Here is a 24,789-nt window from a genome sequence, read left to right on the forward strand (position 1 = left end):
AGGCGTGAGTGAGGCCGGTGGCGTCGGCGAGATCGGCCAGCAAACGGGACCCGGCATGGCTGACTACCCCGTGCCCGTCGGTAGCGACGACGAGCCGGGGACGTGACCCGGTAGTGTGCACGTAGAAAGTGCCTTCCTGCTGGGCTGACAGAGACCTTCGACAAGCCTCATCTTCCCAGCGCAGAAGGCACTTTCGCGTTCCCGCTCATGATCCGGACACCGCCGCAAGTGAAACACGCAGGCTAGGTGCTCCAGCGCCCGGCGGACCCGGCGCAGCTGGCGCGGGTCCGCGCGACGCCCCTTCGCCACACGGGCGAGGGTCCGGACGGCGGGGATTTAGCACAGCGCCTCACCGACCCGTCAGCGGAAGCCCAGTGTCAGTTGCGGGGCGCCTATTTGATGCCCTAGGTGTGCTGCCTGGGATTGTTCGATTTTTCCACTCAAGATGATCTCGCTGAGTGCACGCCCATCCAGCCACACGCAAGAGTGCCTACACGGACAGGGCCGTCGCCATTTAAGCCAATCACCACTCAAGGTATCAGAATCTTTGAATTGGTGCGTAGGGTATCCATATGTCCAGAGAGGACTACCAGAGAGGGCCAAAATGAAGGCAAGGCGAATCTTCGCGGCCACCGTCGGGCTGGGCGCCGCCATCGCATTGGCGACCCCCGCAAACGCGGTCATCGTCGACCACACTCAGGAATGGAGCGGTAGCGCCAGCTATAGGGCGAGTTCTGACTTTCTTCCGGGTGGCACCGGCATCCGGCTCGGAACGAAATCGTGCACGGGCGGATCCGCGAAGGGCTCCAAGACGCAGCTGGTGAAGAACTCCACCCAGAGTAGCGTCTACAACGGGATCTACTTCGGCGCGACGGGCGGCTGGGTCGACAACCCCGAATGGGTCGGGGTGAACATCGGCACCGCCTACTACCTGAGGTGGTACGGGAAGGACGGAAATTCCGCCCCGTGCCAGGGCGTCAGCGCCATCCGGTAACTCGGACGTCCATGCCTTTAGGACGGTCCGGCTGCAGCCGGACCGTCCTACGCGTTCACTGTAAACAATTCCGAAAGGACTCCACAATGAACAGGGCAATCCCAGCAGGGCTCATTATCCTGGCATGTTTTGCAGCTGGCTGTGACTCGAAGGTGAAATCCAGATCCCAGGAGCCAGAAGTCACAACCCGGTCCACCATTGGAAATGGAAATGTCCGAGAAATGGAGTGGGATATTTCTTTCGGCCTTGCCGGGTCGAAAGAGTGTCTTGTGGCGAAAGTCGACGCCCGAAAAGTGGGTACAGCCTGCGACATCCCAACCCCTTCCGATTACCCGCTAAATTTTGCATACAATGGCAGCGTGGACGATCTGCGCCTGATCTACGGAGCAGCCGCACCTCAGGTCACTTCTGCAACCCTCATCACTTCAAGTGGTCCCGTGCAGCTTGACCTCAAGAGGCCCTCGGAGGACAGGGGTCAGCGGAGCTACTTCGCGTATGCGGCCGCCCCCGGGGAGATGCGTGAAATCCAGGCCTTCGACGAGAGCGGGGCCAGGATTTATACCAATCAGGACCAGTTCTCCGAAATTGCAACCCGATAGCACACAGATGACATAGACGACACAGGGCGAACCGGACATACCGGGGCAGGATGTCGCGGAGAACACAGCCGTGACACAGCCCCCAGGGCGAGGAAGCGACCGCCGCCCGCCCGGCCCGCCGTGCTGGCCGCGGTTCCGGCCACCGGCCGGGGGAACGATCCGGGCATGGGCGGCGAACAGCAGGAGCAGGACCGGCAGGTCAACGAAGCGCGGGCCCGGGAGCTGACCGAGCAGCTGCGCGCGGCGATCGAGGACGTCCGGGCCGCCGTCCTGGTGCTGGCTCGCCGGGTGCGCGCCGCCCACCAAGCCCGGGTGTGGACCGTCCTCGGGTACCCGTCGTGGCCGGCGTACGCGCTCGCCGAGTTCGGGATCGGCCGCTCAACGGCGTACCGGCTGCTCGACCTGGCGGCCGTCGCCGAGGCGATCGAGGGCACCGTCCGGGCCGAGCTCGGGGTGTCCCACGCGTGGGACGGCACCGACCTGGTCCTGCCGGTTCGCGCGGTCGTCGACCTCAAGGGCCGTACCGCGGAACTCACCGACCTGATCGCCGAACGGCTCACCGACGCCCACCAGAGCGCTGGCGGCACCGCGCTCCCGGCCGGGACGGTCGGCGGGATCGTCGCCGCGGCGGTCGCCGAGATCCGCGCCCGCCCCGACATCCCGGCCGCCGAGCTGGAGACCGGACCCACCCCGGACGGCATCACCACCGAGGCCTGGCGCCGCCACCTGAACGTGGGCCGCGACGCGATCACCCAGCAGCGCGCCGCCCAGCTCGGCATCGGTGCACTCGCCCTCGAGGTCGTGTCGGCCTACGTCTCCGACCGCCAGGCCGAGGACAGAGGCCTCGCCCGCCTCGCGAACGACATCGGCATCACCACCGAGGAGATCCTCGCCTGCCGCCGCTACGCAATCTCCGGGGACGGCCGGGCGATGGACGGCTGGTAGAACCGCAGGCCAGAAGGGGCGACTCATAGATATACGCCCGCCCCGGAGGTCCTCGGACGCGGCCACCCGCGAAGCCGCCACCGCAGTCCACGGCCACCTGCTCACCGCCATCGAAGGCGCCGCCCCCGGCCGGCAGCCGACGGTCCCAGCCCGGCACCAGGGCTCCCACCAGGCAATACACGATGGGACGGTCCCAGGACTCCTCCAGCGGAGCGCCGGCGGCGCCAGACGGTCAGGAGATGGAGTCGGGGACCAGGTCGGCTGCGAAGAGGTGCAGGCCGGCCCGCAGTAGGTCCGGCTGCGCCTCTTTGCCATCCGGGCTCGGCGAGTTGTTGCGGAGGAGTGTTGGCATTCGGACTGGCCTAGTGGGCCAGTCGCGGGTCCCATTCGATCAGTTCCTGGTCCGAGCGGTAGAGGGGTCCGGCCAGTTCGGTTACCGCTTGCCGAAGTCGCACTGGGTCGGCGTCAACTTCGGAGAGCTGACAGACGGAGATGTAGCCGTAGGCTTTGATCGTGGTCGGTGTGAAGGTGACGAAGTGTTGGGCCGACGGTGGAACTTCGGTGTGCAGGTGCAGCCGGACGATCAACAGGTCCCGGTACACCGCGCCTCCTCCCGGGGCGGGCCCTGCTGGGGAGTGCCACTTCAACGCTCCGAGGTAGGCGATGTTCTCCCACGGGATGCTGCCCAGGAGCCTGTCACCGTCGGACAGGGAAATGCCCGTGTCTTCGAGGTTCAGGAATGTCGTTTCCTGTCTGGCCTGCACGAATGACCACAAAGCCATCGCTCCGGGCAAGATCGCCCCGAGGGCCCCGGGGGCTTGGCCGGCGTGTACGAAGATCATGACGATGGCCAGGGTGACGATGATCAGCAGAACACCCTTGCCCATGAGCGTCCGGCGGCGCCGTGGGGTCATCTCGTCGCCGAACCGGACCCTGCGCGGGGTGCCGCCAGCGCGGGGTGCCGGCACCGAGGCCGACGCCACCTCGGGTACGGCCCTTCCCCGGACGAGCACCAGGTCACCCGCCGTGTTGACCGCCCGGCGCTGCGGCCGTGGAAGTGCCAACGCGGCGAGCTTGCGGTCGGCATACGCGTGGATCTCGTCAAGGGTGAGCGGCTCCGGCCCGGCCAGAGCTTCCAACAGCGCCCCGGTGAACGCGGTGAAACGGGCGCCGACGGGGGCATGGGAGGGGGCGGTGGAGGTGGTGGAGGTGAGGGTGTAGGTGCCCGAGAGTTCGAGTTGCCCGGACAGGAGCGAGGTCGGGGCGGACATCGCGGCCACCGCACGGCCCGAGAAGCAGCAGTCAAGGATCAGAATCCGGGTGCGGGCACGGGCCCGGGCCAGATCGCGCCGGATCAGGTCCAGAGGGATGGCCGTGTACTCGACCTGGTCAGGGTCGGTGGGCGGTAGCGCTAGGTGCAACCTTCCATCCCGATCAAGCAGGCCGTGGCCGGCGTAGTAGACCAGCATCAGGTCCGCGGCCTCCCCGTCGGCCGCCGCCAGGGCCGCACCGACCGCCGGGACACTGATCGGGCGCTCCGGGCGGTCGCCGAGGATCTGACAATGGCCCGGCGCCAGCAGCGCGCGCGGCCCGGTAGTGAGGACATCGCGCAGGGCGGTGAGGTTCTCCGTCACCGCCGGGATGGCCGGCAGCTCCGCGGCGGCGTACTCGGCCGCGCCCAACAGCACCGCGCGACAGAACGGGCCCGGCACCCGGCCACCCCGACCAGGCTCACTCATCACCCGAACCCAGCAGTTGTCGCACCTCGGCCAGCACCTGGTCAGGCTGCGCGGCCCGCCGGACGTCCACGGTGATCTGCCTGCCCTCGCGTGTGAACACCGTGACAGTGACGTCCGCCCGTCGCTGCGTCAACCACGTCGTCAGCGCCTGTACCAGTACCGCACCCGCTCCGCCGGAGCCCAGTGCCACCGCGAGCAGGTCGAACGCGGTCCCCATCCGACCGGGCTCCGGCACCGACCGCACCAGCTCGACCCTGCCTCGGAACTCATCCTCCAGCACCAACCAGTCCCGCAGCGCCAGGAGGTGAACCTCAGCCTCCGCACCTGCGACGGCCACACACACCTCGACTGCGTTCGCACCCACATCGACCATAGCCAGGATCCTGCCACAACTACCTGACACAGGAGGTCAGTTCACCTTCGGTGGACGGCCCGTCCTCGCCGCGACAATGGACGCCCGCCGGCGCCCGTCGCTCCGCCCGCCCCCGGGGCCAGCTGAGAGGGTCCTGCCGCGCGAGCCGCGCTTCCGGCTGGCGGTGCCCGTCAGTGATAGCCGCAGGTTGTGCGTCTGGGGTCCGGCGGGCACCGGCAGCAACGTGCGGGCGAAGGCCCTCTGGCCCGGCTTCTACGGCGCGGGGTGGGACGGGTCTTCGAGGACGACAGCGGCGATCCGTACGGTCGGCGGCCAGGGCGGGGCGGGGGCGTAGGCGTGCACGACGTTGAGCGCGGGCCGGCCTTCGGCCCGGTCGCCCTCGATCCGGGTGGAGTACAGCTCGACCTGCTGGCCGCCCTCGGTGACGGTGCGGATCAGCCGGCCGAGGCGCGGGGTGTGTTCGAGTTCGGCGCGCAGCGCCTCCAGGGCCCGGTCGGCGCCGAGCTCCTTGGCGCGCTGGGCGGCGCGGTCGGTGACCACGGCGACCGCCGGACGGTCCGGCTGCTGGTGCTGGTCGGTCACTCGGCGCCCTGCCGCGCCAGCAGGTCGGCGACGGCCTGGTCGACGGCGTCGGCCGTCTCCGGGTCGGCGGCGAGCAGCACGCGGCCGCGGTAGGCGGCGACGATCTCGGCGACCGCGACCAGGTCCACGACGGTGCCGACCTCCTCGACCTGGTCGAGCCGGTCCACCGGCACCCGGCGCAGCAGCTGCTCGGCGAGTTCGGCGTCCAGGCGCTCGGCGTCGCCGGGAAAGCCGTGGCCGGCCCGCAGCGCGCCCCGCAGCTCCTGCACCGTGTCCATCGGCGGCAGCCCGAGACGGCCGCCCCCTCGTTCGGCAGGCTGGGCGCTCATCCCCACCAACCCCTATCCTCATCGCCTGCCCGGCACCGGGCCGGGCCCTGTGCTCCTGACGGTAGCCGCCCCGGGCCAGCCCGTGGGGCAGCACCCGGTAACCCGCCCCGACGTCTGTCCCGGCCCGGTGCCATGCCGTCGGCCGCCCGGATGCGCGCGACCTACGATGGGCCGGTGTCCGCCCGCCCGAACGACGCCGCGCAGGACCCGGCGGCCTGATCCCGCGCAGGACCCGGCGGCCAGGAGATCGGCCTGGGGTCGGGTTCCGGTGTCCGTCAGCGGGAAGGCGCAGAGTGTGGGCGAGCGCGGCCGCCAGGAGCGCACCGCCGGACCGAACAGGCCCGGGACGCGGCGGTCGGCGCGGCAGGGCGTCGGCGGACCCGACGGGGAGCACCGTCGGCCGCCGGGACGACGCGACCGTCGAGGCGCTGGGGATGCTCTCGAAGGCGCTGGAGTACACCGAGCGGGCTCGGGGCCACCTGTACGCGGTGCACCAGATGACCGGCGGCGCCGACCGGATGCTCGCCGAGGCGGTCCGGATGCTGCGCCAGGCCGGGCACGGGAAACACGCCGACCTGGTCGAGCGTGAGCTCCTCGGCCGGGACCTCGCCGCCGGCCGCCGGCACCTTGCCGAAGCCGAGATGCAGCGGGCCGCCCGCTCCCGCCGCGGCGGCTTCAGAGATCCGTAGCCATCCTGAGCGCCCGACAGGCTAGGGACGAGGAGCAGGCGGCCGCGGTCCCGGGGGGACGAGGGGGGCGGCCTGAGCCCTTGCCAGCCGGGGTGCTCAGGACCTCAGGACCGCGTCCGCGAGTGCGACCACGGCCCCCTCGGCGTCGCAGCTTTCGTCTCCGAAGTTGGACACGATTTGGAGCATGACGACACCGGACATGTCCACTGTCACGGGCTGCGGGTTGTTGATCTCCAGCATGACGTTCTTGCGTTCCTTGCCGTCGGCGCTGATCGACAGCTTTCCGTGCCGGGCCACACCGTTGTCGTCGATCCCTGCAATGAGGGTGAGCGTCTTGTACCGCTGGTTGATGCTGTACTCGTAGTTGATCTGGCAGGGGTACGTGAAAACCATGGCGTTGGAGTAGGTCTTGCCGCCCATGGTTGCGGACCGTAGCTGGATTCCGCTGTTGCCGACGATGCCGATCGTCGTGAGGTCTCGCAGCGCGACCTCACCGCTCGGCAGCGGCGCGGGACTGGGCAGGCCCGGAGTGCTGACCGCTGCGGCAGGGGGCGGCGAGGCGGTGACGGTGACGGTGGCTGTCGCGTGGACGGTCTCCGTGACCGTCACGGTCTTGGCGGTGGGGGAATCCACCACGGCCGGCAGTCCGAAGAAGCCGAGCAGAAGACCCGCGACGGCCGTGATCGCGGAGACGAGAGCCGCGACCTCTCCCATACGCCGGGGCACGAGCGCCGGGCCTGCCGGCGCCGAAGGCGGCGGTGGCGTTGCAGGTAACCGCGGAACCCCATTGCCCGACGGTGTTGGCTCACTCACAGAGGACTCCTCCTGCAGGCATGGATGGGTCGGGATCGCACGGAAGACGGGCGCGCAGCCACGGCGCCCGTTCGTCCTGCCTCCAAGGCCCCACGGCACAAGCAAGCAGTTCAGCGGGTGCTCGCCACACCGTCAAGACCGCGTTGGCCGCAACGGCGTGTGGTGCAACAGCCCTTCACCCCTACGTCCAAATCACCGACGCCGCCCCGACCGGCCGATGGGGCGTTGACCGGACATGGACGATCACATGCTGCGCCCCGCCCCGCCTCCGGCCGCGCCCTGGTGACACCCCGCCGGCCCGGATGGCCGGGCCGCCGCGCCTGCCAGGAGGTCCGGCATCCCCGCACTGGCCTCCCGGGCGCAGCGGGCGACGGCGGCGGGGATCGAGGTGGGGATCGTGGGCGGGTTGATGACGGCGTATCTGGCCGGGTTGTCGGCGTTGTCGCCGGCGTTCGCGGCGCTGCAGGTGCTCGCGCTGCTCGCGGACACGGACATCCGGGGCGCGCTGGCGGGCGGGTACTGGGTGGTCGGTGGCGGGTGGCTGCTGATGCAGTGGGCCGAGCGCGGGCGAACCGGACAGGGCCTGGGGGGCGGTTGGTCGGCATCGTGACGGTGGACGAGGACACCGGCGCGCCGATCGGGGCGGCGCGGGCGATCTGGCGCGGCGTCCTGCACGTCCTGGACGCGCTATCGCTCTGCCCCGCCAGCAGCAGTAACCGGCGGTGACGGGCTCTCCCGGTACTACAGGTGCGGGCCGATCAGCAGCACGGTGAGCACCGCGCCGTCCCAGCAAACCCGGACATAGCGGGTGGGCTGGGACAGGCTGTCCCAGCCCGCCGACGCCGGCCCGTCACGGGCCGGGGTGGACCTCCAGCCGCTTCTCACCGGGGCGTCGCGGAGCGAGCACCGTGCTGTAGTGCTTGTCGAAGGTGAGCAGCGCGGGCCTGCTCAGGCGCCAGGCGAGGGCGGCGTTGACGCAGTCGGTCAGGCCGAGGCGGATGCCGAGGTGGCGGCGCATCAGCTCCTCCGCTTCGAGGAGCAGCGGGCGGTCGACGGCGGCGGTCTGGACCCGGCCCTGTCCGGCGAGGTCGGCGTGCACGTGCCGGACCCGGGCGGGCGCCGGCGCGTCGAGCAGCGCCCGGGCGTGGGCCATCACGACCGGGTCGCGGTCCAGGTAGACGAACCGTGCGCCCGGCCGGGCGGTCAGGACCGAGGTGTGGATCGGGGCGAGCACGGTGCCGGGTACACCGGTCGTCAGACCGCAGCCCAGGTCCAGGAACTGCTCAAGGCCACGTTCGGCCAGGAGCCGGGCGGCGTGGTGGAGGAACTCCCTGCCGCGCCGGACCGCGTCCACGCAGCCCGCGTCCTCCGCCCGCAGAAGGTCCGACAGCGCCCGGTCCGCCGCGAGGTGGTCCTTGCCCGCGAGCATCAGGCTCGCCAGACGGGCGGACGTGGGCCGGTCCGGCCGCAAGTCTCCCCGAGGATCCGACGGCGGCCGCGGTGTGCCGGCGGCGCGGTCGTGCACAGGGGAATCCCGGTCCTCGACCAGGCCCGTGGTCACCTGCAAAGCTGCGGGCCGCCCCGTGCGCCTCCTGGGCCAGGCGGTGTACGGGCGCCCGCCCGCACCGTCGACACGACGCCCGCCGTAGCGACGGACGGTTCCCTGCGGAGGCGACGCGGCCGGACAGAGGTCATGGGAAGCGCCTCGCCGACGTGGTCGGTCGGCCGGCGGCCCGGCTCCGCGGCGACGGTGCGCACGGTGAGGGAGGCATCGCGTTCTCCTGTGGGCTCAGTCGGCTGTTCGAATCGAGGGAGTGGGAAACCGGCATCGACCCCCGCCTCGTGACTCGATCGTTGTGATCTGCAGGAGTCCCTCGCCTCGGCCGGCCGGCCACGCCGACGTCGCATGGCTCGTCTGCCCCCGTGCCTGGTCGAGTCGGAAGTGCGGTTGCCGGCCGTGAGCCCGGGGTGAAACGCGTAGACGAGGACAGCCGTAGACTCGCGCACCGGACAGCCCGCACACTTTGCGCACCAGCGGCGCACCTCGAACCGCCGGCGCCATGACAGGCGGCCGAACTCAGCCAACGGCAAGTTCGACAGAAGTCCCTGCGCCGGGGCCGGCACCCCCTTCCTCGGGCGGCGCACCGTCGCAGGGCACGAACCAACTGCCGGCCCCGCCTCGGGAACCGGACGGCATCACCCGATCACGTAGCGGATGTTCGGAGCCCGGCCGGCAACCCCCTGGGACGTGCGCACAGCACAGCCCTCGCCGGCCGAGCGGCGGGCGCGGATGGACCGAACCCCCGTCGTGGTCCAGGCACCGGGTTCGCGAGGCACCCCGCATCTCCCCCGCGCTGTGCACACGGCTCCGGTTGCTGCGCCGACGTCACGCCGCACCGTGTGGGCCCGACCTCGGTCCGGAGCCGACCCGGCACCTCCCGGCCCCCGCGCGTACCGGGGCGGCCGAGCCGGCCGGGTCAGCGCCGGCGCCCGAGCAGCTCGACCGTCTCGGCACGCCGGTTCCAGGCGATGACGGCCAGCGGCACCATGAAGATGAACGGGGTCCCGGCATTCTCACCGTGCATCGCGGTGAGCTGGGTGACGAACGCGAACACCAGGAAGACGATCAGCGCCGTCGCGGCCGGTCCGGCCAGCCGGCGAACCAGCAGGCCGACCGCCCCGGCCAGCTCCACCAGTCCGGTCAGGTACATGAACCAGTGACCCACGCCCATGGCGTCGAACACGGTCGTGGCGGCGGGGATCGCGAGCAACTTGGGCAGCGCGCTGGCCAGGGCGAAGAAGAGCGCGAGCAGAATCCGCAGCGTCCAGACCACCCGGACCACGGTCTTGCCGGACTTCACCGTGGGGGTGGCGGGGGCGGGGGCGGGGGCGATGCTGGACATTTCGGATCTCCCTGGTCGGCTGTCGTTGGCTTCTCAGGTTTGACCGTCGCGACCACCGAAACTCATCGGTCCCGGGAGAAGTTCTTTCCCGGCTGCCCGCGGCGCGTGTGCGCGTAGCCCGTCGGGCAGGGCCGCGCGCACAGGTGCCGGGAGGTGTGCTCAGGATCCAGCTTTTCCAGCTCGCTGCTCATCTCGCGCCAGCGGAACTGGCCGGCGGAGACCAGGACGAGCGCCGTCACGCTCGGACCGAGCTTGTGGTGGTCGACGTCGATCGAGAAGTTCCGGATCACCCCGGCCCGCCGCAGCCGCTCCAGGCGCGCGTACACCGTGCCGCGGCGGACCAGGTCGAGGATGTCGGGGGTCCGGGCGGTCGCCCGGGCGGGCCCTGGCCCGGTGCCGCCGGCGCGCGGTCGCCCGGGCCGCCACCTCCGGGAACAGGCCGCCTACCTGACGTGTAGTTGGTCGGGTACTTTCGGTGGTCGCGCCCGCCGATTGCCTGCGCACCACCGTGCCCGTCCGATCGAGAAGAGCCCTGCCGTGTCCGGTGCCCGTCCTGTACGACGCGCTTTCGAGCCTGCCGCCCCGCACCTGGGTTCGTCCCGGGACCTGTGGGTGGACGGTGGTCTGACGGGGCGCTACCTGGAGGCGCGGGAGGCGTCCGGGGCTTCGATGGACCTGCAAGCGGCGGCGCGCCGCGCACCGCTGCTGGGCTACATGGCCGAGGACCGCTGCCTGTCGCGGCCCGGCTTCCTCGGCGCGGCCGAGCTGGCCCGCGCCGTCGCGGACCTGGGCGTCCTGTTCGGGCTGTTCGCCGCGCTTCCCGGGCGGCTGCACGGCGCGGACCCGGCCGGCTTCGCCGGGGCACTGGGCATCGAGCCGCCCCTGGCCGACATCATCGCGCGCACCGCCGGGCTGGTGCCGCCCGTGAGCTGCCGGGCCGACCTCTACCACGACGGCACGGGCTTTCGGCTGCTGGAGCTGAACTGGAGCCTGGCCGGGGCGGTGGCCGGGGAACTGGGCCGCGCGATGCTGCGCGAGCCCGCGTTCGGACGGTTCGCCGCCGACCACGGCCTGGTCCACGTCGACCCGCTGGAGGCGCTGGCGCGCCGGCTGCGCGAGGCGATGGGCGCCGGGGACGGGGAGCGGCCGGTGGTGGCCGTGACCGCGTGGCCGCCCCTGTACGCCCGGGCGCTGCCGCGTCTGCGGCTGCGGGCCGACGCCCTGGGCCGGGCCGGGTTCGACGCCCGTCCGTGCAGCCTGGCCGACCTCGCCGCCCGCCCGGACGAGATGCCGGTCGGCCATCGGGTGCTCCAGTGCCTTCCAGACTTCAAGCCAGGGCTCCAGCTCGCCGGATGCCTCGACGCACAGGACGAGCGTCTCCTGCGCGCCCGCGACGGGGTCGGGGCTGACCAGGCTGTAGGCCCAGAACGCGTGCAGGAACTCCCGAACGGCCGAGGCCTGCTCCCGGGGCCATTCCTGCCAGCGGCCGCGGGCGAACGACAGGCCGATTTCGTCCCGGTAGCGGAACGACTCCGACCAGCAGTCGACGACGGCGGCCGCGAGCTGAGGCAGGACACGGCGGAGCACCGAGCCGTGGTCTCTCCAGTCGGGGGCCTGCCAGGGCCGCCGGAGGAGGTCAGGATCGAGTTCGACACCCGGCACCTTGAGGAGTGCGAGCTCTTCGGCACTGCCCCAGTGGCACGGGCAGTTGTACTCCTCTGGGTGCGCAGTCGCGCCGTGGAAGACGACAGCAACGGCCTCCAGGGCCGCGTCGAGGCGAGTCCGCCATGTCGAGTGTGCGAGTCGGTCATAGGCGTTCGCCTTCAAGGACTCCGCCGGCCTGTGCCCGGCGAAGATCGCTACGCTACCGGTAGACAGGCCAGAATGACGAGCGAGGCCGAGTCCAGGCCCGCTGGCGAGCCGCCAATGCACCCCACCTCGTTGCCCTCGTCCGCGCTGGGCCCGCTTCGAACGCGCCAGCTCGTTGAACGGCCGCAGACGACCGCGGCGTGAATAGGGTGGCGGACCTGCCTCGAAGTTCGGGAACATCCGGTCATGTTGGATGGCACGGCAGGACAGGACCTTCCGGTCGGCCTCGGGTTCCGGCCGTATCGCGGCGACGAAGACCACGGCGCCATGGCCGCCGTGCGGCTGGGATGTGCTGAACGGGACCGGGTCGATGTCCATTCGGTACTGGAAGGGCTCCCGACAGCGGCCGAGATCGCCGAAGCTTCTGCCAAGTTGGAGGAGCCGTCCAAGAACCAGATCCTGGTGGTGCTCGACGGAGGCATCGTCGGCTACTCGACGATCCGGTGGTGGCAAGAGCGGGACGATACGTGGCTGTACCTGCACCGCGGCTACCTCTTGCCCGAGCATCGCGGCCAGGGCATCGGCTCAGCCATGCTGAGCTGGGCCGAAGAGCGGATCCGCCAGCTCGTCGAACAGCATGGAACGGCGCGGACGGCAGTGATCGGCGCGAACGCCATGGCCTCCGAGCAGGACGCCACGGCGCTGCTGCGCGCAGCCGGCTACCGACGTGTCTTCAGCCTGGTCGAGCTGGAGCTGGGCGATCTGCAGCAGGTGCCCGAGGTGGGCAGCGAGCTGCCGGCCGGGATACGGACAGGGCCGATCGGGACGAGCCACTACCGTGCAGCCTGGAGGACGGTCGTCGATTCGTACACGGACACAGGCTTCGCTCAGAGATGGCCTTTCCAGGACTTCGTCGACACCGCCGACCCGGCATGCTGGAGGGCTGCCTGGAACGGGCAAGGACATGGTCGGCGTCGCCCTCTGCTCCATCCGCCGTCACGACCACACCGTGGGCGAGGTGGAAGAGCTGAGTGTCCGGACGGACCAGCGACGCCTTGGAATCGGCCGGGTCCTGCTGCTGGACGGGCTGCGGAGCCTTCGCGAGCAGGGTGCGACGACCGCCCGGCTGTTCACGGGCACGACAAACCCGCACCGGTCCTACGACCTTTACGAGAGTGTGGGGTTCCGGCGGCAGAACGAGTACGTCCGTTACCGCAAGCCGCTTGCTTGATCGCCGGTCATCGGGCTGTCTGGTCAGTCCACAGGATTTGACAATGCCTCTGGTGCCGCAGTCTCCGAAGATCTCCGAGGTGCTGCCGCTGCTGTACCTGCACGGACTTTCGTCCGGGGACTTCGTGCCCGCGCTGGAGCAGTTCCTCGGCGGCAGGGCAGGGCTGTCGCCAGCGACCGTGACCGGGCTGACGCGGCGGTGGCAGGACGACCACGCGGCCTTCCAGCAGGGTGACCTGTCCGACCGGGACTCGTCTACGTGTGGGCGGACGGGGTCCACCCCAAGGTCCGGCTCGGGCAAGCCCACACGTGCGTCCTGGTCCTGCTCGGCGTCCGGTCGGACGGAACCAAGGAGCTGATCGCGCCGGCCGCAGGGGTGCGGGAGTCGACCGAGTCGTGGGCGGACCTGCTGCACGACTGCCGCCGCCGTGGCATGCGTGATCCGGAGCTGGTCATCGGCGACGGCGCGATGGGCCTGTGGCGGGCCCTGGCCGAGGTGTTCCCTGCCGCCCGGCACCAGAGGTGCTGGGTTCACAAGGCCCGTAATGTCATGAACTGTCTTCCGAAGTCCGCACAGCCAGGCGCTGAAGGCGATGCAGGAGATCTACAACGCCGAAGACCGCGCCCATGCCGAGAAGGCGATCGAGGCGTTCGCGAAGACCTACGGGGCGAAGTGACCCAAGGCCGTCGCCAAGATCGCGGACGACGCCGAAGAACTGCTGGCGTTCTACGACTTCCCGGCCGAGCACTGGATCCACCTGCGGACCACGAATCCGATCGAGTCGACGTTCTCCACGGTCAAGCTCCGCACAAAGGTCACCCGCGGGGCCGGCAGCCCCGCCGCCGCGCTGGCGATGGTGTTCAAGCTCGTCGAGTCCGCCCAGGCCCGCTGGCGCGCGATCACCGGCGCCCACCTCGTGCGACTGGTCCGAGCAGGGACACGGTTCGAGAACGGCACCCTGGTCGAGCGCGAGGAGCAGGCCGCTTGATCCAGGGAGGGAGCCACCCGAGAGCTTGGCGCGCTTGGACTACTTCGCCCAGCGTCCCATGGCCGACGCGGTGCCGATCAGGCACTCGACGTCGGTCGGGAAGCCAACGAGGGCGTAGGCGGTCAGGCGCAGGTGACCCTCAAGGCAGACCAGGTTGTCCCGCCTCTCGCCGACGAGGATAAGCGGAGGAAACCGCTCGCCTCCGATGAACGCGCGGGCCGAGTCGACGAACGGTTCGTTGGGCACGTCGAACGCCCGTAGCCCTGCTCTGATGCGCGCGGCCGCGTCGGTCGGCCGGCGGCTGCCACCCGACAGTTCGACCCAGTAGGAATAGTCGAGGTAGCGCACGCCGGCCGCCTCGTCCGCGGACAGGAGTGCCCTGGTCCACGCGACTTGAGTGGGGAAGTTCTCGAACAGGTCGCGGTTCTCGCCGTACCCGCGCGTCGCAGCGAGGAGAGCCCGACGCGCGAAGTTCGCTCCAGCGTCGGAGAGGTCCGGATGCGTCAGCAACCGCTCGGCCTGCCCGGCTGCCGCCAGGTGGGACCGGAGGTTCTGGCCGAACCTCCGGCTGGACAGCTCGCCGTTCAAGAAGCAGGCAACCATCTCGTCCTCACTGCTCATACCCAGTACCTGCACGACCGTCAGCATAGGACCGACCTCGTTGGGCGCCCCAGACTGTCACCGGAGCGCGACTCCGCTGGCCGGGACACGCATCCAACGCGTAGGGGACCGCGGGACCGCCACCTCACCTCATCCACAGGTCTTGACTATTGCTCACGGCCGAGCGATCGAGGTCGTCCGAAGGCAGTGCGCCTGCCGGCATGCATCATTGAGCACTTTGTCGGCCCCGAGCTGAAGCACCGTAGGGGCCAACCGGTTCAGGCAGGCAGCCTGGGCCGAGCAAGGCCTGGCGAAGCGCACGACGGTTCCTCTGTTCAGGATTTCGAGGAGACTGGCGGGTGGAGCAGGACGACGTTGCCGGTGTCCTTGGGACATTGCGTTGGGTGGCCGTGGTCGTGGGTGAGCACGGCGGCGGCGAGGGTGAGCCGGGTGATCTGCTGACGGAGTTCGGGATCTCGGCGTTCTGGTTGGCGACGGCTTGCTTGAGCTTGACGACGGCCTCTCGCAGGCGCTTCTCGGTCTCCGGGGTCTGGGTTGTCTCGGTACGGACGCGCTCGTAGAACTCGTTCCTCAGATCGGTGTGGCGCTTCATCAAGGCCATGCGGTGGACACCTGCTTCGAATGCGAGAGCGGCCACGGTGAGGCTGCCGTTGGAGGCTGTGGCCTGCCCGCTCAATGGTGACAGCCACCGTGTTCAACCCCACGGCTTCACCCAGGTCAGCCGGGCTCAGCGGTGGCAACTACAGCGTTCCGGCACACGGCCCCGCTGTGCCGGAGCACGACAGGTGTCACCGTGGGCGCGCCAGTTGTCGCCAAGATCAAGCACCGGCCGCTCCTGGATCTCCACCCCGACCGACTGAGCCGCGCCGACCGGAGTGGCTCAGGGCGGCGCGGGCAGGCGATGAAGGCTCGCCGCGCCCGACCTGCGTGCCGGAGAAACTTCTGAGGCGCCCGCAACCCCGACGTCCCCCGTGCGTCTATGAGCTTGAGAGGGCCGGTATGCCGGGCGTCTCGCCCGAACCACATCCGTTCGAATCCGCAGGGGGGAACCATGAACAACCACACCACCAAGAGCCGCCTCGGCGCCGCCGCCGCCGTCATCACGCTCGGCCTGGGTGCCGGCCTGCTGGCCGCCGCACCGGCCTCGGCTTCCACCTCGGGGAGCTACCTGCCGATCTCGGCCGGCTCCACCGTGGAGTTCCGGAACGTCGCCACCAGCAAGTGCCTGGAGGTCGCGGACTGGCGCTTCGACGACGGCGCGCCCGTCCGTCAGTGGACCTGCACCGGCGGCGCCAACCAGAAGTGGCTGGTCAGCAACGGGTTCATCGTCAACGTCAACAGCGGCAAGTGCCTGGAGGTGCCGGGCTTCGGTAGCGCGGCGGGTGTCGCGATCGACCAGTGGGGCTGCAACGGCGGTGCCAACCAGCGCTGGGGGAAGGTCGCCTACCTCCCCGACGGCGTGGACGTCATCAACTTCAACAGCGACCTCGTCCTCGACGTCGCCGGCTGGAACGCGAGCGACGGGGCCGCCGTGATCCAGTGGAACCTGACGAACACGGCGAACCAGCGCTGGAGTCTCAACCCGGTCGGCTGACCCACCATCAGGCCCGGGGCCCACGCACCCATGAAGGTGAGACGGCCGGGAAGCCAGGGCGTCCCGCCCTGAACCGCATCCGCGCGATTGTGCGGGGCTTCGACGGTCCGCCTCCCCCACAGGGGTCGGCGCGCCCGGGGTGCGTCGCCGGTCCGGTCGTGGTCCAGCCCGCGAGGCGGGACCACGACGGGACCGGCCGCGTCCGCACGACACCCGCCCCGAGCAGCGAGCAGAGGTCCGCGATGCGCGCTGCAGCGGGCAGGTCCGTGCTCACCGTCTCCGGTCTCGCCCGCGAAGCTCTGCTCGCCCTCACGGCCGAGGAGTCGGACGCCGGCGGGCGGGCGCCGGAGGCGGTCGACCGACTGTACGCGGTCGTCGTCGACGAGCTCACCGCGGCGCCCGAGCAGCCGCTGCACCTGCCCGAGCCGGCCGACGACCGGCTCCGGGCGCTGACCGGCATCCTCTACGCCGACCCTGCCAATCAGCAGACTCTCGCCGAGCTCGGCGCGCGCGTCGGGGCGAGTGAGCGCACGCTCAGCCGGCTCTTCGGGCAGGACCTCCGGATGAGTTTTCATCAGTGGCGCACTCAGCTCCGCGTCCACCACGCACTCACCCGACTCGCCGCGGGGAAGTCCGTCACCGACACCGCTCTCGCCTGCGGCTGGGCCAATCCGACGAGTTTCATCGAGGCTTTCGCCGCTCTCGTCGGCGAGACCCCCGGCCGCTACCGCAACCGTCAACTCCCCACCGAGGGCGGCTAGTACACCAACCGGCCGTTTCTTCCGAATCGTCTGACACCAGCGGGTCAGCAGATCTGGAGTGTGGCCCTGGACCGCGCGGCGGGCCCCCGGCCGCGCGGTCGGGATCGGTGTCTCGCGGGGTGGCCGGCCAGGGCCCGGCGAGATCCGGAGAGAAGGCCTACCCATGGCGGCGCACCTGCGCGCGAACTTGACCGTGCGGCAGTCGGCGCCGCTGTCCGGGATCTCCCCGGCGCCGGTGTGCCGGGACGTGCAGTGGCTCGCCCCTTCAGTGACAGGCGTTCATCTGTCGCCGGGCGCGTCGACGAACTCGGCGCCGATTTCCGCCAGACGCTCGGCCGCGTAGGACGCGTCGATCAGTGCCTCGGGGGTGTGGACGCCCGGCGGTACTACCGCTTCGCCGCGCAGCCCGAGCAGTCGCTCGACACCGAGGGCGACACCCAGCGCGGTCAGCGGTCGCTGCCCTTCCGAATGGACGAGGTAGCGGCGCAGGCTGCGCGGTTGCCCTCCTGGGCCGGTTCCTTCGACGTCGATCCGGACCTCGACGGAGGCGGGGCCGCCGCGTCGCCGACGCGCGGACTCACCGACGGCGAAGTCGAAGCGGACGTTCGGCGCTCCCGTCGCCAGGGCAAGACTCGGCACGTCGAGGATGGCGATGCTCTGGCCGGGCACGAGGATCCCGTCGGAACTCGGCACGTACGTCCGTGCATCGGATTCGGCGACCCACGTGAACACGCCGTCACGGCGTACCAGGCCGGCCGAGGTGGCGGTGGCCCATCGCTCCAGATCAGCCAGCCCCGCGGGTCCGCCGGCATCCAACTCGTCCAGGACGGCGCCGATCCGGATCGTGTCGATCTGCTCGAACTCCCTGGCGGCGTGCAGCGTCGCCAGAACACCGATCCCCGCGCAGAAGTGACTTGCCACCAAGACCGGTGGACTGTCCGGCCGTTGGGCGCTCGCGACGATCTCCGGTGCGATGTCCACCAGGCCGCTGGAGATGCTCAGGTAGGGCAACCCGCGCTCCTGCGCGTACCGCAGCCCCTGCATCCGGTTGTCCCACAGCGCGGCGACGACCGCCAGATATTCTCCGTCGGTCGGCAGGCCCAGATCCCCGCGCCGCAGGTCGACGGTCGCGGCTGTGGCCGCGCCGAGTTCGTCGGCGACCCGCTGCGCGCGGCCGAGGTCGCGGCCCGCGATCGTCAGGGGAAGTTCCGGGTGCCATCGGCGCAGCACGGCGGCGGCGCCCGCGCCCGCCTGCCCCGAACCGCCCAGGATCAGGACCGAGTTGGGCTGTCCCATGGTGAGTCTCCTTCGCCATCGCTAACCTACATTTTGTAACCTACGTTTTGTAACATAGCCTGGAAGGCGACACAAGGGAGAACCATGGCGACCACACCGACCCGCCTGTCCAAGCCGGCCAGACGGGAGCAGTTGCTCGACACCGCCGTGGCGATCGTGCGCGCCCGGGGTGCCGACGGGCTCACGCTGGTCACCCTCGCCGAGGCTGCGGGCGTCAGCAGGCCAATCGTGTACGACCACTTCGGCAGCCGCCCCGGCCTGCTGCTCGCGCTCTACCGGCGCCTCGACGAACGCCACCTGGCCTCGGTCACCCAGGCACTGCAAGACGCCGCGCCCACTGCCGAGGAGGTCGCCCGCGTCATCAGCGCCGCGTACTTCGCCTGCGCCACCGACATGCCGGAGCTCAACGCCGTTTCCGCGGCGCTGAAGGGCAATCCGGACATGGAGGCGGGCAGACAGGAGATGACCGACAACTATGCGGACCTGATGGCCGCCGCGCTGCGGCCGTACGCGCACCTTGAGCCCGACGCCCTTCGGCTGTGCTGTACCGGCGTGCTGGGTGCGGCCGAGGCGCTCGCCGCCGAACTGAACCGCGGGCGAGCGTCCGTGGATGATGTGGTCAACGCGCTGACCGGCCTGGTCGTGGGCGGGCTCAAGGCCGGGAGCGACAGCCGGTGACGGCGGACACGCGGACACGTCGTCGGACCTGGCCGCGGACGTGCGCACCGCCGGCACCGGCGTGCGTGCGGGACACCCGCCGCCGGCAGGTCGCCATCGACGAGTACGTGCGCACCCACCGGCCCGACATGGACCGGCCGATCTCAGTGCCTGACTGAGAACCGGTCACGTTGCGCGGGAGACGGCTGATGATCGGGCGAATCCGCGGGTCATGAGGATGATCATCGACCACTTCATCATGGCCTCGTGGTGGTCGGGCAGCCGCTCGTAGTCGCGGACACGGCGGCGTCTGCGGCAGATCCACGACAGCGTCCGCCCGACCCACCCAGCGGCGGGGCAGCACGACGAATCCCGTCATGTCGTCACTGCGTTCGACGATCTCCACGGTCAGCGCGAGCCGTGCCTTCGCCCAGGTCACGAGCCTGCCGGCATACCCGCCGTCCGCCCACAGGTGCTGAATGCGATGGTGGATCTGCCGCAGGCGCATCAGGAGCGGCCGGCCGCCGTCGCGGCCCTGCACGCTCGCGGCGGTGACCAGCACGACCAGCAACAGACCAAGCGTGTCCACCGCGACGTGCCGCCTGGCTCCGTTCACCTTCTTGCCTGCGTCCCAGCCGCGGCCTGTGATGGCCACGGTCTCGGCGGCCCGCAGCGGCTGCGAATCGACGATCGCCGCGCTCGGCATCGCGGCCCTCCCGTCGGCGAAGCCGATCCCGGAGCCGATCGTGCAGGTCATCGACGGCCTGGGCCCGTTCCCAACGGACGAAGAAGGAGTAGACGGTGGCGTGTGGCGGGAAGTCCGCCGGCAGGCCGCGCAACAACACGCCGGAGCCGGTACAGAGTTGGCATCACCAGTCCCGGCAGGGCAAAAGGACACAAGGAGCTCCTGGCCATGCGACCGGCCCAGACAACCGCTGCATCTGCCAGGAGCCCCCCGCCGCGTTACCCGCCCGGTCCGGGCAATCTCTCACATACCCTCAAGCCGTTCATGGAGCTCCTCGGCGAATCGCGTCCGGTAGACGCCGTGGACGATGGTCCCGGGAGACTGGTAGCCCCTGTGCGCAGGGTCCGAGACATCCCCGTCCCACGGCGCCACGCCTTCTGGAAGCAGCGGAGCACGGCCCAGATACATCTGAGCGACTTCTTCCAGCCGTAGTTCTCCCACAACCACCGAGCTCCACAGCCCGTAGCCCTGCCCGACCACCCACATGCACAGATCTTCGGTGCTGTCTTCGGACCAGACGTCCCCATCCACGCTCACGCCTTCCGAGAAGTCGGCCAGCGACTCCGCCGCGGACTCGTATGCGAGCGCGAAGGCTTCAAGCACCTCCCGCGAGTGGGACTCCAACCACAACTCCAGGGCAGACAGACGCGGTCGTGTCGCTTCCAGGACCTCCCAGAACCAATCAGACACATGATCCGGTCCCATCTCGGCTCCTGTGTCGACGGCTGCGGTACTCGCCCCGACCGTACAGCGCGGTGGAGTTCCCTGGACACTCCCGGGCCTCGTCGTCGACAAATGGCGCTGACCATCTGCACGGTCACCGGTCTACAGTCAGGCACTCAGAGGTTGCCCGGATGTCGGGCGCCGTCAGGTCCGCATCCACCACGTCTGGTTCGGGGTGGAGTTGAAGTCGAGAGAACGCCACTGGATCACCGGGGTGCCGGACTCCGTGCCGGCGAAGGCGACGTCCAGGACGAGCCTGCTGTGATCGTTGGTTTCCACCTGGGCCCGCTCAGCGTGCGGAAACCGAGGGACCACCGCTGGTTCGCACCGGAGTTGCACGTCCAATGACCGGCCTGGGTACCCTCCCTCGCACTCCAGCCGGGGATCTCCAGGCACAGGCCGGTGCCGCTGCGGTACTGGTACGCGATGCCGTCGGCGGCCCGGGCCAGGGTCGTAGGCGTGGTGACCGCGAAGCCGGCGGCCGGGCCCGCCCCCGGGCGAGCCGGACCGGAGCGTCCGTCACATGGCCGGGCCGCCCGAAAGCCGCCGCCATGACCGGACGATGCCACCCTGCCGACCACTCCCCCGGCACGTGGGCCCGTCCGACCCGCGCCGCGCGCAGAGCTCCGGCAGCCGGCGAGTTCGCACGTTTCCCTTCCGCCGGAGCCTCACCGCCCCGACCATGGACGGCACCAACACTCTTGACAGCAGCCGAGCCTGTCGGATCGTCATGGAACAGCCGGCCCGCAGAGAACGAGGACCACGATGCCCCTGATCGACCCCGCGCCGCCCAGCAAGGGACCTTCCGCCGCACTCGCGGTGGCCGCGCTGCTGCTCACCCTGATCGGCCTCTACCTGTGGCCGTGGTGGCCCTCCGGCTACTCGGACTCGACCTTCCTGGAGTTCCGCCAGGAGTACGTGGACGAACCGGCCCTGCCGTCGCCCTGGTGGAACGTCTTCTACACCAGCTGGTTCCAGTACGGGTACCTCGTACAGACCGTCGCGGTGCTCGTCCTGCCGTTCACCGTGGTCCGCGACGACCGCTGGCACTGGCTGTCACTGGCGGCCGTACTCACCTGCGGATGGCAGCTGGTCGGTGTCCTCGGCAGCACCGTCTTCCACACCACCCCCGCCCCGTTCCTGGGCCCCCTCGCCGGGATCCTCGCACTGATCGCCTGGTTGCTCGCCCGCCGCAAGGCGCCCCGCCCCGCGTAGACCCTCTCGGCACCGCGGGGCCGGCCGGCAGACTGCACGGGTGCGTCCTCGCGGACCGTCACCCCGGCCTCACGCATGATCCGGCGGACGAGTCGTCACCGACGGTGAGTCGAAGACAACTCGTCCGGACGGCGACAGGTCTCCTGGGAGAGACCGTGGCCACCGCCCCGGCTCAGGCCGGGCGGACGGCACCCATGTACGGCATCACACCGATCGGCAGGACCTCGACGTTCTTGCCCTTGCGCGGAGCGTGGATCATCTTGCCGTCGCCGATGTAGAGGCCTACGTGATGGATGTCGTCGTAGAAGAAGACGAGGTCACCGGGCTGGAGGTCTCCCCGGGCGATGTGCGGGCCGGACTTCCACTGGTCCTGGGATATCCGCGGGAGCCTGACGCCGGCCGCGCGGTAGGCGGCGCCGGTGAGACCGGAGCAGTCGAAGCTGTTCGGCCCGGTCGAGCTCCACTCGTAGGGCTTCCCGAGCTGGGCGGTGGCGAACTTGATGACGTCGGCGGCGCGGCCGCTCGCGCCGGCACTCGCCGTAGCCGGTCCGGCGGCGGATCCGGCAGGGGCTCCCGCAGGGGTTCCCGCAGAAGAATTCGCCGCCGCTGTTGCGGGAGCACCCGGCGCAGGGCGCTCGGTGGAGCGTGAGGAACGGTCGGCCGCGGCGGCCTGCTGGGCGGCGGCCTTCGCCTTCTCGGCGCTCTCCTGGGCGTTGATCCTGGCCCGGTCGGCCGCGCTGAGCTTGTTCAGCAGGGCCTCGGCCTGGGCGAGCTTGGCCTGGATCTGCTTCTTCTCCTCGCCCAGCGAAGCGCCCGCGGCGTCGAGCTGGGCGAGCATCGCGGTGGCCTCGGCGCGATCCTGGTCGAGCCGGCGCTGCGCGTCGCGCGCCTTCGTGAGCAGCGCGGCCTGACTGTCGGCGACCTGGTTCTGCACGGCCGCGCGCTCAAGGTAGCCGTCCGGGTCGGAGTCGAGCATCAACTGGACGCCCGGGTCGATGCCGTTGCTGCGGTACTGTTCGCCGGCGACCGCGCCGAGCGAGGTCCGCAGTTCGTTGAGCGCGTCCTGGCCGCGGGCGATCTTGTCCTGGATGCGGTTGGCGTCGCCCTGGAGCGACTGCCGCTTCTCCTGGAAGGCGTTGTAGCGCTCGATGGCCTGCTCGGCCTCGTCGTTGAGCTTGTCCACCTGCTCCTTGACGGAGGCGAGGGTGGGCGTCGGCTCGGCGTGGGCCGCCCCGGCGGCGAGCACCACGCCACCGACCACCGCGGTGGTGACGGCTGCGAGGCGGGCCCGGCTCGGGAGGCTGGGTTTGCGGTGGTTTCCCATGGGGGTGGGCTCCTTCGGGGGGACGGGACGGCGAGCAGGGTGGGGCCCTGCCGGGCAACGGACCGGACGGGGTGACGCCGGGCAGAGGTGAGTGACACGGGCAGGGCGCAGCCGTGCCCACACGGCTGGCCGGCGAGCGTGTGCGAAGGTTGTCAGCCGCACCGCCCTCCCCGAGGTGGCTCGAACGGGTCGGTCCCGCCTCCACGGCCGCTCCCTCTACACCCACTTGGAACGAGGGGTGGCGCCACTTCGGTTCGATCATGGCCGCTGGGCCGCCGCACCGCCGCCGGTGCATGTCGACGGTGGTGGGTGGGCGAGGGGGCGGACGGATGCATGCCGCCGCCCGTGGCGCCCGCTGCGCGCCGGCCGCGCGGAATGAGGGCGCGACCCGGGCGCATCGCGCCCCGACGCGCTCCGGGAGCCGTACTCCACGCTCTCGTACGTACGGGAACCATTGCGCACTCTGAGGACGGATGCCTGCTGCGGCTGTCGTCGTCCGTGCTCCTGGACACGGAGGCGTGCCGTGGGGCCGTGGACTCCTTCCGCCATCCCCTCACCACCGCAGCGAGGGACGGGCCCGCTCCCGGTCGACCCGACCGGGGCCGCCGTTCCCCCGCACCGGGCACCCGATCGTCCGGGCCCGTGAACCTCGGGGCCATTGAACCTCGGAGCCCGTGAACCTCGGGGCCTGGAACCTTCGGGCCGGCCGGCGCCGGTATCCAGCCTTCCGCATCGACCGAAAGGGAAAGACCGTGACCACTCCCGTCCCGTCCCGCATCACCCTGGCGAACGGCAGCTTCGAGCAGCCCCCCATCGGCGGCGGCAACGCGCTCCTGCCCGACGCCTCCCAGACCCAGAGCCCGAACCACGTCCCGGGCTGGCTGACCACCGCCACCGACCACGTCATCGAGATCTGGCACGACGGCTTCAACGGCGTCCCCTCCGCCGACGGCGCCCAGTTCGCCGAACTCAACGCCAACCAGGTCTCCACCCTCTACCAGGACCTGCCCACCACCCCCGGCGCCACCCTGTACTGGCGGCTCTACCACCGCGGGCGACTCGGCCAGGACACCATGGCCCTGGACATCGGCCGGCCCGGCGCGGCCGTCCAGCAGCGCCAGTTCACCGACGGCACCACCGCCTGGGGCTTCTACACCGGCACCTACACCGTCCCGGCCGGGCAAACCACCACCCGCTTCGCCTTCCGCTCCGTCGCCTCCGCCGGCGGCAACCAGTCGGTCGGCAACTTCCTCGACGGCATCTTCTTCGGCACCGCCCCCAGCGTCACGCTCACCAAGTACGCCGTCCCCGACGGGCCCCTCCCGGTGGGAGACGTCATCACCTACCGCGTCGTCGCCAGGAACGAGGGCGGTGGCAACGCCGAGGCCCTCGTCCTGACCGACACCGTCCCGGACGGCACGACCTACCTGCCCGGATCCCTGCGCATCGTCAACGGCCCCAACGCCGGCGCGAAGACCGACCAGGAGGGCGACGACCAGGCCCACTTCGACCCGGCGGGCAACCGGGTGGTGTTCAACCTCGGCAACGGCGCCGCCGCCGGCCGGGGCGGCAGCCTGCCCAACACCGAGACCCTCCCGAACGGCACGACCGTGGAGTACCGGGTCACCATCGACGAGGCCAGCGCCGGCGGACACGTCACCAACACCGCCACCGCCGCGTACGAGAACCGCCTCGGCCCCGCCCCCGAACCCCTCACAGCCACCTCCGACCGGACCGACACCCCGATACTCCCGGCCGCCGACCTGAGAGGGTGTTCTGCGAGCGTCGGTGGGTCTAGTCGTACTTGAAGGCAGGTTGTCCGGTTTTGGGACTTCACGATCGGCCGGAAATGCGGTGCG

The 24,789-nt window shown here is 70.5% G+C and carries 22 protein-coding genes and 7 pseudogenes; 13 read left to right on the top strand and 16 right to left on the bottom strand.

Annotated features, from left to right (window positions below; translation table 11 throughout):
- Window positions 1-820: 820 nt before the first annotated feature.
- The 3 genes from ACFVYI_RS40145 (at window position 821) to ACFVYI_RS40155 (ending at window position 2,538) form a co-directional block, all read left to right on the top strand.
- Window positions 821-994 (top strand): hypothetical protein, encoded by a 174-nt coding sequence (locus ACFVYI_RS40145; RefSeq protein ID WP_387894740.1) that lies wholly within the window; start codon window positions 821-823, stop codon window positions 992-994.
- 359 nt (window positions 995-1,353) lie between these two features.
- Window positions 1,354-1,593, top strand: coding sequence for a hypothetical protein (locus tag ACFVYI_RS40150; RefSeq protein WP_387894742.1), 240 nt, complete (start codon window positions 1,354-1,356; stop codon window positions 1,591-1,593).
- A 165-nt stretch (window positions 1,594-1,758) separates the two neighbouring features.
- Entirely contained in the window at window positions 1,759-2,538 is a 780-nt protein-coding gene (locus ACFVYI_RS40155; RefSeq protein ID WP_387894743.1) for a hypothetical protein, read from the top strand.
- Window positions 2,539-2,900: 362 nt separating this feature from the next.
- Here ACFVYI_RS40155 and ACFVYI_RS40160 read toward each other — a convergent pair whose 3' ends face one another.
- The 4 genes from ACFVYI_RS40160 to ACFVYI_RS40175 all read right to left on the bottom strand — a co-directional run bounded on the left by ACFVYI_RS40160 (window position 2,901) and on the right by ACFVYI_RS40175 (window position 5,561).
- Window positions 2,901-4,226 (bottom strand): caspase family protein, encoded by a 1,326-nt coding sequence (locus ACFVYI_RS40160; RefSeq protein ID WP_387894745.1) that lies wholly within the window; start codon window positions 4,224-4,226, stop codon window positions 2,901-2,903.
- 43 nt (window positions 4,227-4,269) lie between these two features.
- A complete protein-coding gene (locus ACFVYI_RS40165; protein WP_387894747.1) occupies window positions 4,270-4,650 on the bottom strand; it encodes a hypothetical protein in 381 nt (126 codons plus the stop codon).
- A gap of 252 nt (window positions 4,651-4,902) precedes the next feature.
- The gene (locus ACFVYI_RS40170; RefSeq protein WP_387894749.1) at window positions 4,903-5,232 is read right to left on the bottom strand and encodes a hypothetical protein; all 330 of its coding nucleotides are present in this window, start codon (window positions 5,230-5,232) and stop codon (window positions 4,903-4,905) included.
- Complete coding sequence (locus ACFVYI_RS40175) at window positions 5,229-5,561, bottom strand: hypothetical protein (protein ID WP_387894751.1); 333 nt, start codon at window positions 5,559-5,561, stop codon at window positions 5,229-5,231. Before ACFVYI_RS40175 ends, ACFVYI_RS40170 begins: the two co-directional genes overlap by 4 nt.
- A gap of 376 nt (window positions 5,562-5,937) precedes the next feature.
- Here ACFVYI_RS40175 and ACFVYI_RS40180 point away from each other — a divergent pair.
- Window positions 5,938-6,250 (top strand): annotated as a pseudogene (locus ACFVYI_RS40180) (hypothetical protein); the annotation flags it as partial.
- 96 nt (window positions 6,251-6,346) lie between these two features.
- Here ACFVYI_RS40180 and ACFVYI_RS40185 read toward each other — a convergent pair.
- Window positions 6,347-6,964 carry an NPCBM/NEW2 domain-containing protein gene (locus tag ACFVYI_RS40185; protein ID WP_387894752.1) on the bottom strand — a complete coding sequence of 206 codons (618 nt, stop codon included), beginning with the start codon at window positions 6,962-6,964 and terminating at the stop codon, window positions 6,347-6,349.
- Window positions 6,965-7,472: 508 nt separating this feature from the next.
- Here ACFVYI_RS40185 and ACFVYI_RS40190 point away from each other — a divergent pair.
- Window positions 7,473-7,673: a hypothetical protein gene (locus ACFVYI_RS40190; protein ID WP_387894754.1), complete on the top strand. Its 201-nt coding sequence runs from the start codon at window positions 7,473-7,475 to the stop codon at window positions 7,671-7,673.
- Between the two features lie 240 nt (window positions 7,674-7,913).
- Here ACFVYI_RS40190 and ACFVYI_RS40195 read toward each other — a convergent pair whose 3' ends face one another.
- From ACFVYI_RS40195 to ACFVYI_RS40205, 3 genes are all read right to left on the bottom strand, one after another.
- A complete protein-coding gene (locus tag ACFVYI_RS40195) occupies window positions 7,914-8,624 on the bottom strand; it encodes an SAM-dependent methyltransferase (protein WP_387894755.1) in 711 nt (236 codons plus the stop codon).
- Window positions 8,625-9,540: 916 nt separating this feature from the next.
- A complete protein-coding gene (locus tag ACFVYI_RS40200) occupies window positions 9,541-9,966 on the bottom strand; it encodes a DoxX family protein (protein WP_387894756.1) in 426 nt (141 codons plus the stop codon).
- A 62-nt stretch (window positions 9,967-10,028) separates the two neighbouring features.
- The gene (locus tag ACFVYI_RS40205; RefSeq protein WP_387894757.1) at window positions 10,029-10,292 is read right to left on the bottom strand and encodes an Lrp/AsnC family transcriptional regulator; all 264 of its coding nucleotides are present in this window, start codon (window positions 10,290-10,292) and stop codon (window positions 10,029-10,031) included.
- A gap of 286 nt (window positions 10,293-10,578) precedes the next feature.
- Between ACFVYI_RS40205 and ACFVYI_RS40210 the strand changes: the two genes are divergently transcribed.
- The 3 genes and pseudogenes from ACFVYI_RS40210 to ACFVYI_RS40220 form a co-directional block, all read left to right on the top strand.
- On the top strand, window positions 10,579-11,979 hold the full coding sequence (locus ACFVYI_RS40210; RefSeq protein WP_387894772.1) for a hypothetical protein: 1,401 nt from the start codon (window positions 10,579-10,581) through the stop codon (window positions 11,977-11,979).
- Between the two features lie 42 nt (window positions 11,980-12,021).
- Window positions 12,022-13,006, top strand: a pseudogene (locus tag ACFVYI_RS40215) (GNAT family N-acetyltransferase).
- A gap of 61 nt (window positions 13,007-13,067) precedes the next feature.
- A pseudogene (locus ACFVYI_RS40220) lies at window positions 13,068-13,994 on the top strand (IS256 family transposase); the annotation flags it as partial.
- Between the two features lie 39 nt (window positions 13,995-14,033).
- Here ACFVYI_RS40220 and ACFVYI_RS40225 read toward each other — a convergent pair.
- The gene (locus tag ACFVYI_RS40225) at window positions 14,034-14,642 is read right to left on the bottom strand and encodes a hypothetical protein (protein WP_387894759.1); all 609 of its coding nucleotides are present in this window, start codon (window positions 14,640-14,642) and stop codon (window positions 14,034-14,036) included.
- 287 nt (window positions 14,643-14,929) lie between these two features.
- A pseudogene (locus ACFVYI_RS40230) lies at window positions 14,930-15,300 on the bottom strand (hypothetical protein).
- A 366-nt stretch (window positions 15,301-15,666) separates the two neighbouring features.
- On the opposite strand from ACFVYI_RS40230, the gene ACFVYI_RS40235 reads away from it, so the two are divergent.
- Window positions 15,667-16,209, top strand: a complete 543-nt coding sequence (locus ACFVYI_RS40235; protein ID WP_387894761.1) for an RICIN domain-containing protein — start codon at window positions 15,667-15,669, stop codon at window positions 16,207-16,209.
- A gap of 263 nt (window positions 16,210-16,472) precedes the next feature.
- A pseudogene (locus ACFVYI_RS40240) lies at window positions 16,473-16,970 on the top strand (helix-turn-helix domain-containing protein); the annotation flags it as partial.
- 279 nt (window positions 16,971-17,249) lie between these two features.
- Here the strand turns inward: ACFVYI_RS40240 and ACFVYI_RS40245 are convergent.
- Entirely contained in the window at window positions 17,250-18,266 is a 1,017-nt protein-coding gene (locus ACFVYI_RS40245) for a saccharopine dehydrogenase (RefSeq protein WP_387894762.1), read from the bottom strand.
- A gap of 84 nt (window positions 18,267-18,350) precedes the next feature.
- On the opposite strand from ACFVYI_RS40245, the gene ACFVYI_RS40250 reads away from it, so the two are divergent.
- Window positions 18,351-18,944: a TetR/AcrR family transcriptional regulator gene (locus tag ACFVYI_RS40250; protein WP_387894764.1), complete on the top strand. Its 594-nt coding sequence runs from the start codon at window positions 18,351-18,353 to the stop codon at window positions 18,942-18,944.
- Here ACFVYI_RS40250 and ACFVYI_RS40255 read toward each other — a convergent pair.
- The 4 genes and pseudogenes from ACFVYI_RS40255 to ACFVYI_RS40270 all read right to left on the bottom strand — a co-directional run.
- Window positions 18,919-19,680 carry a transposase gene (locus ACFVYI_RS40255; protein WP_387894766.1) on the bottom strand — a complete coding sequence of 254 codons (762 nt, stop codon included), beginning with the start codon at window positions 19,678-19,680 and terminating at the stop codon, window positions 18,919-18,921. The two genes, ACFVYI_RS40250 and ACFVYI_RS40255, sit on opposite strands and share 26 nt — an antisense overlap.
- A 231-nt stretch (window positions 19,681-19,911) precedes the next feature.
- A complete protein-coding gene (locus tag ACFVYI_RS40260) occupies window positions 19,912-20,373 on the bottom strand; it encodes a hypothetical protein (protein WP_387894768.1) in 462 nt (153 codons plus the stop codon).
- Between the two features lie 162 nt (window positions 20,374-20,535).
- Window positions 20,536-20,670: an RICIN domain-containing protein gene (locus tag ACFVYI_RS40265; RefSeq protein WP_387894774.1), complete on the bottom strand. Its 135-nt coding sequence runs from the start codon at window positions 20,668-20,670 to the stop codon at window positions 20,536-20,538.
- 38 nt (window positions 20,671-20,708) lie between these two features.
- A pseudogene (locus ACFVYI_RS40270) lies at window positions 20,709-20,972 on the bottom strand (RICIN domain-containing protein); the annotation flags it as partial.
- Window positions 20,973-21,156: 184 nt separating this feature from the next.
- On the opposite strand from ACFVYI_RS40270, the gene ACFVYI_RS40275 reads away from it, so the two are divergent.
- Complete coding sequence (locus ACFVYI_RS40275) at window positions 21,157-21,606, top strand: hypothetical protein (RefSeq protein WP_387894769.1); 450 nt, start codon at window positions 21,157-21,159, stop codon at window positions 21,604-21,606.
- A gap of 172 nt (window positions 21,607-21,778) precedes the next feature.
- Here ACFVYI_RS40275 and ACFVYI_RS40280 read toward each other — a convergent pair whose 3' ends face one another.
- Window positions 21,779-22,930 (bottom strand): NlpC/P60 family protein, encoded by a 1,152-nt coding sequence (locus tag ACFVYI_RS40280; protein WP_387894770.1) that lies wholly within the window; start codon window positions 22,928-22,930, stop codon window positions 21,779-21,781.
- A 752-nt stretch (window positions 22,931-23,682) separates the two neighbouring features.
- On the opposite strand from ACFVYI_RS40280, the pseudogene ACFVYI_RS40285 reads away from it, so the two are divergent.
- Window positions 23,683-24,696, top strand: a pseudogene (locus tag ACFVYI_RS40285) (DUF11 domain-containing protein); the annotation flags it as partial.
- Window positions 24,697-24,789: the final 93 nt, after the last annotated feature.

The organism is Kitasatospora sp. NPDC058218 (assembly GCF_042882445.1).
In the GTDB taxonomy this organism is placed as follows: Bacteria; Actinomycetota; Actinomycetes; order Streptomycetales; family Streptomycetaceae; genus Kitasatospora.

Excerpts from the sequence above, each read along its gene's own strand:
- ACFVYI_RS40155 (WP_387894743.1), top strand. The coding sequence starts at position 1,759 with ATGGGCGGCGAACAGCAGGAGCAGGACCGGCAGGTCAACGAAGCGCGG.
- ACFVYI_RS40165 (WP_387894747.1), bottom strand. The coding sequence starts at position 4,650 with ATGGTCGATGTGGGTGCGAACGCAGTCGAGGTGTGTGTGGCCGTCGCA.
- ACFVYI_RS40175 (WP_387894751.1), bottom strand. The coding sequence starts at position 5,561 with ATGAGCGCCCAGCCTGCCGAACGAGGGGGCGGCCGTCTCGGGCTGCCG.
- ACFVYI_RS40185 (WP_387894752.1), bottom strand. The coding sequence starts at position 6,964 with ATGGGAGAGGTCGCGGCTCTCGTCTCCGCGATCACGGCCGTCGCGGGT.
- ACFVYI_RS40190 (WP_387894754.1), top strand. The coding sequence starts at position 7,473 with ATGACGGCGTATCTGGCCGGGTTGTCGGCGTTGTCGCCGGCGTTCGCG.
- ACFVYI_RS40200 (WP_387894756.1), bottom strand. The coding sequence starts at position 9,966 with ATGTCCAGCATCGCCCCCGCCCCCGCCCCCGCCACCCCCACGGTGAAG.
- ACFVYI_RS40225 (WP_387894759.1), bottom strand. The coding sequence starts at position 14,642 with ATGCTGACGGTCGTGCAGGTACTGGGTATGAGCAGTGAGGACGAGATG.
- ACFVYI_RS40235 (WP_387894761.1), top strand. The coding sequence starts at position 15,667 with ATGAACAACCACACCACCAAGAGCCGCCTCGGCGCCGCCGCCGCCGTC.
- ACFVYI_RS40245 (WP_387894762.1), bottom strand. The coding sequence starts at position 18,266 with ATGGGACAGCCCAACTCGGTCCTGATCCTGGGCGGTTCGGGGCAGGCG.
- ACFVYI_RS40250 (WP_387894764.1), top strand. The coding sequence starts at position 18,351 with ATGGCGACCACACCGACCCGCCTGTCCAAGCCGGCCAGACGGGAGCAG.
- ACFVYI_RS40255 (WP_387894766.1), bottom strand. The coding sequence starts at position 19,680 with ATGACCTGCACGATCGGCTCCGGGATCGGCTTCGCCGACGGGAGGGCC.
- ACFVYI_RS40260 (WP_387894768.1), bottom strand. The coding sequence starts at position 20,373 with ATGGGACCGGATCATGTGTCTGATTGGTTCTGGGAGGTCCTGGAAGCG.
- ACFVYI_RS40275 (WP_387894769.1), top strand. The coding sequence starts at position 21,157 with ATGCCCCTGATCGACCCCGCGCCGCCCAGCAAGGGACCTTCCGCCGCA.
- ACFVYI_RS40280 (WP_387894770.1), bottom strand. The coding sequence starts at position 22,930 with ATGGGAAACCACCGCAAACCCAGCCTCCCGAGCCGGGCCCGCCTCGCA.